Origin of the sequence: Streptomyces sp. ISL-87, assembly GCF_018614095.1 — a bacterium.
Classification (GTDB): domain Bacteria; phylum Actinomycetota; class Actinomycetes; order Streptomycetales; family Streptomycetaceae; genus Streptomyces.
This window is the reverse complement of sequence record NZ_JAGGOY010000068.1, coordinates 39094-46594: the sequence shown is the minus strand read 5'-3', so window position 1 is coordinate 46594 and position 7501 is coordinate 39094. Positions and strand designations below refer to the sequence as shown.

The 7501-nt window shown below is 70.2% G+C and carries 8 protein-coding genes and 1 pseudogene; 8 read left to right on the top strand and 1 reads right to left on the bottom strand.

All coding sequences use genetic code 11. The features are described 5' to 3' along the window. Together J7I97_RS25160 and J7I97_RS25155 are read left to right on the top strand one after the other, a co-directional pair. Positions 1-331 (top strand): annotated as a pseudogene (locus tag J7I97_RS25160) (hypothetical protein); the annotation flags it as partial. 701 nt (positions 332-1032) lie between these two features. Next, a complete protein-coding gene (locus tag J7I97_RS25155) occupies positions 1033-1629 on the top strand; it encodes a hypothetical protein (protein WP_214938700.1) in 597 nt (198 codons plus the stop codon). Between the two features lie 310 nt (positions 1630-1939). On the opposite strand, the gene J7I97_RS40005 is transcribed toward J7I97_RS25155, so the two are convergent. Next, entirely contained in the window at positions 1940-2230 is a 291-nt protein-coding gene (locus tag J7I97_RS40005) for a hypothetical protein (RefSeq protein ID WP_308378369.1), read from the bottom strand. Between the two features lie 10 nt (positions 2231-2240). On the opposite strand from J7I97_RS40005, the gene J7I97_RS40000 reads away from it, so the two are divergent. The 6 genes from J7I97_RS40000 (at position 2241) to J7I97_RS25125 (ending at position 7497) form a co-directional block, all read left to right on the top strand. Beyond that, positions 2241-2504, top strand: a complete 264-nt coding sequence (locus J7I97_RS40000; RefSeq protein WP_308378368.1) for a hypothetical protein — start codon at positions 2241-2243, stop codon at positions 2502-2504. A 63-nt stretch (positions 2505-2567) separates the two neighbouring features. Next, positions 2568-3293 carry an SAF domain-containing protein gene (locus tag J7I97_RS25145; RefSeq protein WP_308378367.1) on the top strand — a complete coding sequence of 242 codons (726 nt, stop codon included), beginning with the start codon at positions 2568-2570 and terminating at the stop codon, positions 3291-3293. Then, positions 3293-4114 carry a hypothetical protein gene (locus tag J7I97_RS25140; protein ID WP_214938697.1) on the top strand — a complete coding sequence of 274 codons (822 nt, stop codon included), beginning with the start codon at positions 3293-3295 and terminating at the stop codon, positions 4112-4114. Before J7I97_RS25145 ends, J7I97_RS25140 begins: the two co-directional genes overlap by 1 nt. 178 nt (positions 4115-4292) lie before the next feature. Beyond that, positions 4293-5690, top strand: a complete 1398-nt coding sequence (locus tag J7I97_RS25135) for a CpaF family protein (protein ID WP_374195510.1) — start codon at positions 4293-4295, stop codon at positions 5688-5690. Next, on the top strand, positions 5687-6619 hold the full coding sequence (locus J7I97_RS25130) for a type II secretion system F family protein (protein ID WP_308378366.1): 933 nt from the start codon (positions 5687-5689) through the stop codon (positions 6617-6619). Before J7I97_RS25135 ends, J7I97_RS25130 begins: the two co-directional genes overlap by 4 nt. Then, positions 6616-7497, top strand: a complete 882-nt coding sequence (locus tag J7I97_RS25125) for a type II secretion system F family protein (protein WP_214938695.1) — start codon at positions 6616-6618, stop codon at positions 7495-7497. The genes J7I97_RS25130 and J7I97_RS25125 overlap by 4 nt, the downstream gene beginning before the upstream one ends. Positions 7498-7501: the final 4 nt, after the last annotated feature.

The following is a 7501-nucleotide window of genomic DNA, read 5'->3' as shown; positions in this document are numbered from 1 at the left end:
CGACACGGACGCCATGGTCACCCTCGGGTCTGTGCTCGCTGTCGAAGGAGACATGACCCAAGCCCGCTCCTTCTTGCAGCAGGCGGCCCAGGCAGGACACCCTGGGGCGAGTGAATACGCGGCCTTGCTGGACGACGATCCGCGGCGGACCCAAACCGGCGCGCGCGCTGCCCTCAGCAAGAGAGCCGAAAACGGGGACACCGACGCGCTCAACTTCCTGGGAGTCCTTGAGTGGCGCGCTGGAGATCTTAACGCCGCCCGCGCCGCTTGGATGAGTTCGCGTGACGCCGACAACATTGTGGCGCCCATCCTGCTCCGGATGACGAGCTAGTCCCGGTCAGCGCAGCGACGCCCGCAGGGTGCCGCGACTTCCCGCATCCTGAGAACGCTGGTGGATCCCGGCTGATCGTCGACTACGACGTCTACGCCTTCACCTGGGCCTGTCCGCGGGAGCTGCCACGGCACCACTCGGTCCCCGGCATCCCCGCGCCGGATCCGGAACGGCCCGCCCGAGCCGACACCGAGCGGCGAGCCGCCCCCGTTCTGACCCCGCCCGGAAGCGGCGGCCCGGCCCTCGGCGGGGGCCGGTGAGTGTGTTCCCCGACGTGATCGTGATCTGCGCAGCCGTCACCGGTGAGTGAACCGGTGATGTGCGGCGTCAAGGATCGAAGGCATCTTCACCCGGTCCACCGGTGGGGCCTCAGACCGTCACATGCGCAAAGAATCAGCCACAACGTCTACTTTCAGACACTGGTCTCCAGAGACTCCGCCAGCACTGGAAACGTCCCATGTGCTGAGGCGACACGCAAACTGACAGGGAGCCAACCGCATATGCCTGGACGACATTTGCTCCTAAACCATGCCGACTGCCTGCCTGTGTCCCTAGAACCCCATGGGCCCTGGCTCAGTGACGTCGTAGGGTGCCCAATACAACGCACCGCAGCAGCTCAGAGACGTTGCAGCAGCGATGCCGCGTGCCGGGCAGGGGCAGCCCGAGACCACCGCGGCCAGGCGACAACCGGGGAGACCAACGTGACCACACGCCGTACCCGATCCTCCGTACACCGCCGGATCCTGGCAGCCACCGCCAGCGCCGCCGTCCTCACCGTCGTGCTCTCCGGCTGCACGAAGGAGGAGAAGGCCACACTCCCGCCTCCCAGCCTCTCCGCGCCGGCCGCTCCCACCGTGTCGCCCAGTCCCTCTGCGGATCCGCTGGCAGCTGACAAGGCAGAGGTCCAGGCGGCATCTGACCGGTACTGGAGCGTGATCGCCGCGGCGTACTCGAAGGCGGACTCGAAGGGCACCGACCTCAAGAAGGTGGCCACCGGATCCGCCTACGCGCGAATCGAGGGTGGCCTTATCAATCTCCGCAACGCAGGCCAGGTCACCGTGGGCAGCCCGCAGTATTCGGGGACCTCCATCAGCTTCAAGGAGCGCGCGAAGCTGAAGACGGCCGTCATCACCGGCTGCACCGACGTCTCGAAGTGGAAGCCCGTCGACAAGAAGACCGGCGAGGAGATCGCCCTGCCCGCGGAGCGGCGCCTTCGTTACATCACCACGCTGACCGCCGAGAAGTGGCCAGACGGGTGGGTGATCCTCGAAGAGAAGATCCAGGACCAGGCATGCTGAGAGGCAGCGCCGCCGCAGTATTCGGCAGTCTCGTCCTGGTCGCCGCCGTAACACCCGCTGCTCGGGCGGACGGTGGAGTCGGCGCAGGCGGCTGTACCGACCAGTACTTCTGTGTACACGTCGACATCCCCGCAAAGCCGGGCGGCGGCGGTACGAAGCCTGCCCCTTCGGGCGGCGGCGGGGGCGGGGGCGGCGAATCGGTTCCGTCGGAGAACTGCGCTATCCGGCTTTTGGAGCCACAGCCCCCGGCAGATAGCGCCCTGTGGGAGGGGCACGAGCCCGGCAACGGGGCTGTGTACGTCAACCCCTGTCACCAGCCGGGCCAGAACGGGGCCGTCACACCCGACATCCAGGGAGCGGCGTTCTGGTCGCAGAATGTGCCGGCTCCAGCCGTGGACCCTGCTGTCCTCGCCCAGCGGGCCGTCGACAGCATGTTGCTGGCGGGTCCGGCGATCGTGAGCCCGAGGGCAGAGGGGCGGTACACGGTCGGGGTGCCGATGTGGCTTTGGGTAGGCCAGAGCCCGACGACGTGGGGGCCAAACACCGCGTCCGCGTCGGCGGGCGGGGTCACGGTGACGGCGACGGCCAAGGTGTCGTCCATCGCCTGGAGCATGGGCGACGGGTCGACCGTGACCTGTACGGGCCCCGGCACCCCCTACACCCCGGCCCGGGGCATGACGCCCTCCCCGGACTGCGGCCACCTCTACCGGTCGACGTCGGCCGGTCGGCCGGGTGCCAAGTACCAGGGCACCGCGACAGCCACGTGGAGCATCGACTGGGCCGTGACCGGGGGCGGCCAGGCCGGCCAGCTGACCGAGGTCCGGCAGTCGACGTTCACGGTCGCGGTCGGTGAAGTCCAGGTCGTGGGCCAGTAGCACCCCGGGCGGCCACAGCCCCCTCCCCCCTTCCCCTTCTCCTCTCTTCTGGAGGCACAGCACGTGAGCACGACCACCACGCCCGCGGCGGGCCGCGTCCCAGTACCCGGGCCCGGCGGGCCCGCAGACAAGCCGGCGCCCGCTCCCCGGGTCGTCCGCCAGCGGCGGCGCCGCCCCGGGCTGATCGCCCTGTCCGTCGCGTTGATCGCGGCCGGAGGACTCTCGGGGGCGCTGCTGTTCACCGCGTCCGGTGAGCGGTCGAGTGTGCTGGTGGTGGCCCGTGATGTGCAGGTGGGGGCGGCGATCACCGATGCCGATCTCGCGCCCGCGTCCCTCGCGCTGGACCCGGCCGTCAAGGCGGTCCCCGTCACAAGGAAAGCCGGCATTGTCGGGCAGCGGGCCGCCGTCGCGCTGAAGGCCGGTTCGCTCCTGTCGCCGGGCCAGGTGACCTCGGTGTCGCTGGTCAAGGCCGGTGAACAGCTGGTCGGCGTGGCGCTCAAGCCGTCGCAGCTTCCCGCGAGCCGTCTGGCGCCCGGTCAGAAGGTGCTGATCGTATCGACCCCCGACCCGGCCCAGGCCGCCGCGGGGGCGACGAGTGGAGGCAAGGCCGGTGAGCCGGCCGCGCCGAAGACCCTGCCCGCCACGGTCGTTGCAGTTGGGTTGGCCGCTCCCGCAACGGGGGTTGCCGTGGTCGACGTCGCGGTACCCGCGAGCGACGGGCCGACGCTCGCCGCCCGGGTCGCGACCGGCGCCGTCGCGCTGATCATCGCTCCGCAGGAGGCCGGCTGATGGCGGTCATCGCGTTGGCGGGTGGTCTCGGCGCCCCGGGGGCGACCACGGCCGCGATGGCGCTCCTGATGACGTGGCCGCTCCCGGAGGGGCACCGGGTGGTGCTCGCCGAGGCGGACCCGGACGGCGGGGCCATCCTCCCCGGTGCTTTGCAGGGCACCCTGGACAACTCCCACGGTCTGCGGAATCTGGCCGTCGCCGCCCGCCAAGGCCAGTTGGCGGAAGCGTTCTGGCGTCAGCTGGTGGACATCACCGATGCGGAGACCCGCGACCGGTTGGTTCTGCCTGGCCTCTACGACCCCGCCCACACCTCCGCGATGGAACCGGTGTGGCAGCCCCTTGCCGGACTGTTCGCCGGGATCGAGGCGCACGGGCACGACGTCCTGGTGGACCTTGGCCGACGAGGGGCGTTCGGCGCGTCCGCGGTGCTGGCGCAGCGAGCCGACGTCGTGCTGATGGTCGCCCGCAACACCCTGCGGGGGTTGCAGAGCGCCCAGGTACGGCTGAACGCACTTCGCGAGCAGCTCGGCGGGAGCGCCGAAATCGGGTTGCTCCTGGTGGACGAGGGCCCGTTCTCCAAGGAGGAGATCCGCAAGAACCTGGGGGTCACGGTGACGGCCGTGATCCCGTGGCGGCCCAAGGAGGCCAAGGTCTTGTCTGATGGGGCGGAGCAGCCCCGCCGGTTCGAGTCCGGCGAGTTGATGCGCTCCGCGCGGTCCGCGGCGGTGCGGGTGCAGGAGCTGGTGGCGATCCGCCGCTCGCGTCTCGCCCCGCCGCCGCCCGGTTCCGGCTCGGGACGGGTGGTCAGCGGTGCGCGCTAACCCTGTACACAGCAACCCCGAAGTCACGGCCGGCACATTGCAGGCCCGTCTGTCCGGACCTCGCGCCGCCCAGCCCGTGCACCAGGTGCCGTCGGCACCGGTCGCGCCGTCGGGCGTCGGGCCGGGCGAGCTGCGGGCCGTGGGCCCGGGTGCGCCGGTCCCGACTGCGTCGGCGCTGGTGGTGGCCGCCCAGGCCGGGGGCATGGTGGTGGACTACGCCGCCGTGCGCCTGATCAAGAAGGAGGTTGGCGAGCGGCTCACGGATCTGTTGCGGGCCCGGCCGGGTCTGTCCACGGCCGCGCAGGAGCAGCAGGGCCGGCACCTGATCAACGAGCAAGTGGCCTTGTGGTCGGATGCCGAGGCGGTGAGACGCGGTGTGGCCACGAGTCAGGCTGAGGACGCGTTTATCGCGCAGGGCGTGTTCGATCTCCAGTTCCGGGCCGGTCGCCTGCAAGCACACCTGGACAACGTCCTGGTGGAGAACATTTTCATCAACGGGTACGCGGATGTGTGGCTCGACTTCACGGACGGGCGTCGTGTGCGGGTGGCGCCGGTCGCTGACTCGGACGAGGAGCTGCGCGAGCTCCTGCGGGATCTGGCCCGGCGTACCACCGGGCAGAACGAACGGAGCTTGTCCACTGCGGATCCGTTCCTGGCCCTGCGGCTGTCCGACGGGTCCCGTTTGCAGGCGGTCATCGACGTGACTCCTGGCACCTATGTCACGATCCGTCGGCACAGCATGCGGCACGCGGACCTGCCCGAGCTGGTCGGCCGCGGCATGCTCGATTCCACGCTGGAGGCGTTCCTGCGGGCGTGTGTGCGCGCGGAAAAGAACGTGATGGTGGTCGGGGGGCAGGCCGCCGGCAAAACCACGCTGCTGCGCGCCCTGCTCAGGGAGGTCGACCCCGACGAGCGGTTCGCGACGCTGGAGACCGAGTACGAGCTTTTCGCCCATGAGAACGGCTATCACCGGCAGGTCGTGCCGATGGAGGCCCGCGAGTCCAACGGCGAGATGGTCGCCGGGACGGCGGCCGGTGAGATCACGCTCATGGATCTGATGTACCGGGCGCTGCGGATGACGCTGACCCGGATCGTGGTCGGTGAGGTCCGTGGGCCGGAGATCGTGGCGATGCTCCAGGCCATGACGAACGGTGCGGGCGGCAACCTGTGCACCCTGCACGCCATCCACCCATCGGTGGTGTTCGACCGGATCGCCGAGCTGTACTTGTTGGCGCAGGCCAACATGTCCGAGCAGTTGGCATATCGGCAGGCCGCGAACGGGTTGGATTTCATCGTGTTCGTGTCGTCCATCGATGAGACGAAGATCGGCGGGCACCGGCACCGGTTCCTCTCCCATGTGCTGGAGGTGACCGGGATCGGCGAGGGCGGCCGCCCGGAAACGAACGCGATCTTCGGGCCGCGGCGGGAGTGGGGCGAACACCGCGCGGTCCCGCTCATGCACCCGCGGTGCATCAACGACTTGCGTCGAGCCGGCTTCGACGCGTCGCTGCTGAACGCTCCGAGCGGCGCGTGGGGCTCCGCGCTGCCGCTGCTGGTCACGGAGGACGCGTTGTGACGGTACTGCTGATGTGGGTGTTGGCCGGCCTCGCCTTCACGGGTGGACTGGTTGGACTGGTCGCCGGAATCGTGGGCACCACCGCCCCCAAGGGCCTCGGAGTTGCGGCGCGACTTCAGGCTGGGCGCAGCCTCACGTCGCGGGACGAGAGGATGGTTCGTCGTACGCGGCTGGTCCTCGGGGCCGTTTCCGGGGTGCTGTTGTGGCTGGTGACGGGCGTGTTCGTGGCCGGGGCGATGGTGTTCCTCGCCGTGATCGGCGTGCCCTGGCTTCTGTCGCCCACCAAGTCGGCGACCGCCCGGATCGGGAAGCTGGAGGCACTGGGCGACTGGACGCAGCGTCTGGCGAACGTGCTCCGGCTCGGGCGCGGTCTCGATGAGGCGTTGCAGATCTCCCGCAAGGGGTGTCCCGAGGACATCACCGTCGAAGTCGGTGACCTGGTCGACCGGCTCCAGGTCGGATGGCGGCCCACGGACGCCCTGCGCCTGTTCGGGGACGCGCTGAACGACGTGACTGCCGACAAGGTGGTGGCTGCTCTGGTCCTGTCGGCCGCCGACCGCGGCCCCGGCCTTGCGCAGGCTTTGGACGATCTCGCCGAGTCGGTCCACGAGGAGGTCGCCCGACGTCGGGTGATCGAGGCGGACCGGGCCAAGCCCCGCACCACGATGCGTTGGATGACGATCATCACCCTGGGCATCATCGGCGCTGGCTTCCTGGTCCCGTCCTACACCGCCCCGTACGGCACCGCGCTCGGACAGTTGGTGCTGGCGATCCTGTCGGCCGCGTTCGTGGGGGTCCTCTCGCTGATGCGGCAGATCGCCGACACCAAGCCCGTCCCTCGCTTCCTGATCGCCGACCCCCGCAGCGCCGTCGCCTCCACCCCCGTGATCGAAGAGACCGGGCAAGAGAATCAGGAGGTGCCGGCATGACGCCCGTCGCCGCGATCCTGGCCGGCGCCGCCATCGGCGCCGGCGGAGCCCTGTTGGTCCGCGAGGTCCTGCGCCCCGCACCCGCGCTCGGTCCCGCGCTGCGCCGGCTCAACCAGCCCGCGCCCGCCCCCGTGCTCGGCGAGGAGACCGATCGGGACGAGCGGTGGGGACAATGGCTCCTCGAACGCCTCGCGGACGTGCCGGCCGTACGGATCCCGTACAAGGATCTGGCTCTCACCGGCGCCACCCCCGCCCGATTCCTGCTGACCAAGGTCGCGTTGGCGGGCACGGGTCTGCTGCTGCCGCCCCTGTCCACGATCCCGCTGCTGCTCCTCGGCCTGCCGCTGTACCTGCCGGCGATCGTCGGGCTGCTTGCGGGTGTCGTGCTGTGGTTCGCCCCGGATCTGGCCCTGCGGGACAAGGCCAAGCGGGCGCGCGCGGAGTTCGCGCACGCCATGGCCGCCTACCTCGACCTGGTCGCGTTGCGCCGGGCCGGGAACGTCTCGGCCGAGCAGGCCATGGAACAGGCCGCCCAGGTCGGAGAAGGGTGGGCGTTCCAGCGGATCCGGGGGGCGTTGGCCCGCTCCCGGGTGGACAAGGTGCCGCACTGGGAATCCCTGGCCCGCCTCACCGCCGAACTCGATCTGCCTGTGTTGGACGATCTCGCCGCGATCATGCGGCAGTCCGCCGATGACGGCGCGTCCGTCTACGCCACCCTCCGTTCCCGTGCGCGGAACCTGCGCACCGAGCTCCTCGCCGCCCAGGCGGCCGACGCCAACGCGAACTCGGAGAAGATGACCGCCCCCGGGGCGCTCATGGCGGTGCTGGTGATGCTCCTCATCGCTTTCCCCGGCGTCATTCGCATGATCAACACCTGACCCA

What these genes read in the sequence shown, in the direction of transcription:
- J7I97_RS40005 (WP_308378369.1), bottom strand. Translation starts at nt 2,230, where the DNA reads ATGGACGACACCTTGGCCGTCGCCGTCACCGTGACCCCGCCCGCCGAC.
- J7I97_RS40000 (WP_308378368.1), top strand. Translation starts at nt 2,241, where the DNA reads ATGGGCGACGGGTCGACCGTGACCTGTACGGGCCCCGGCACCCCCTAC.
- J7I97_RS25125 (WP_214938695.1), top strand. Translation starts at nt 6,616, where the DNA reads ATGACGCCCGTCGCCGCGATCCTGGCCGGCGCCGCCATCGGCGCCGGC.
- J7I97_RS25140 (WP_214938697.1), top strand. Translation starts at nt 3,293, where the DNA reads ATGGCGGTCATCGCGTTGGCGGGTGGTCTCGGCGCCCCGGGGGCGACC.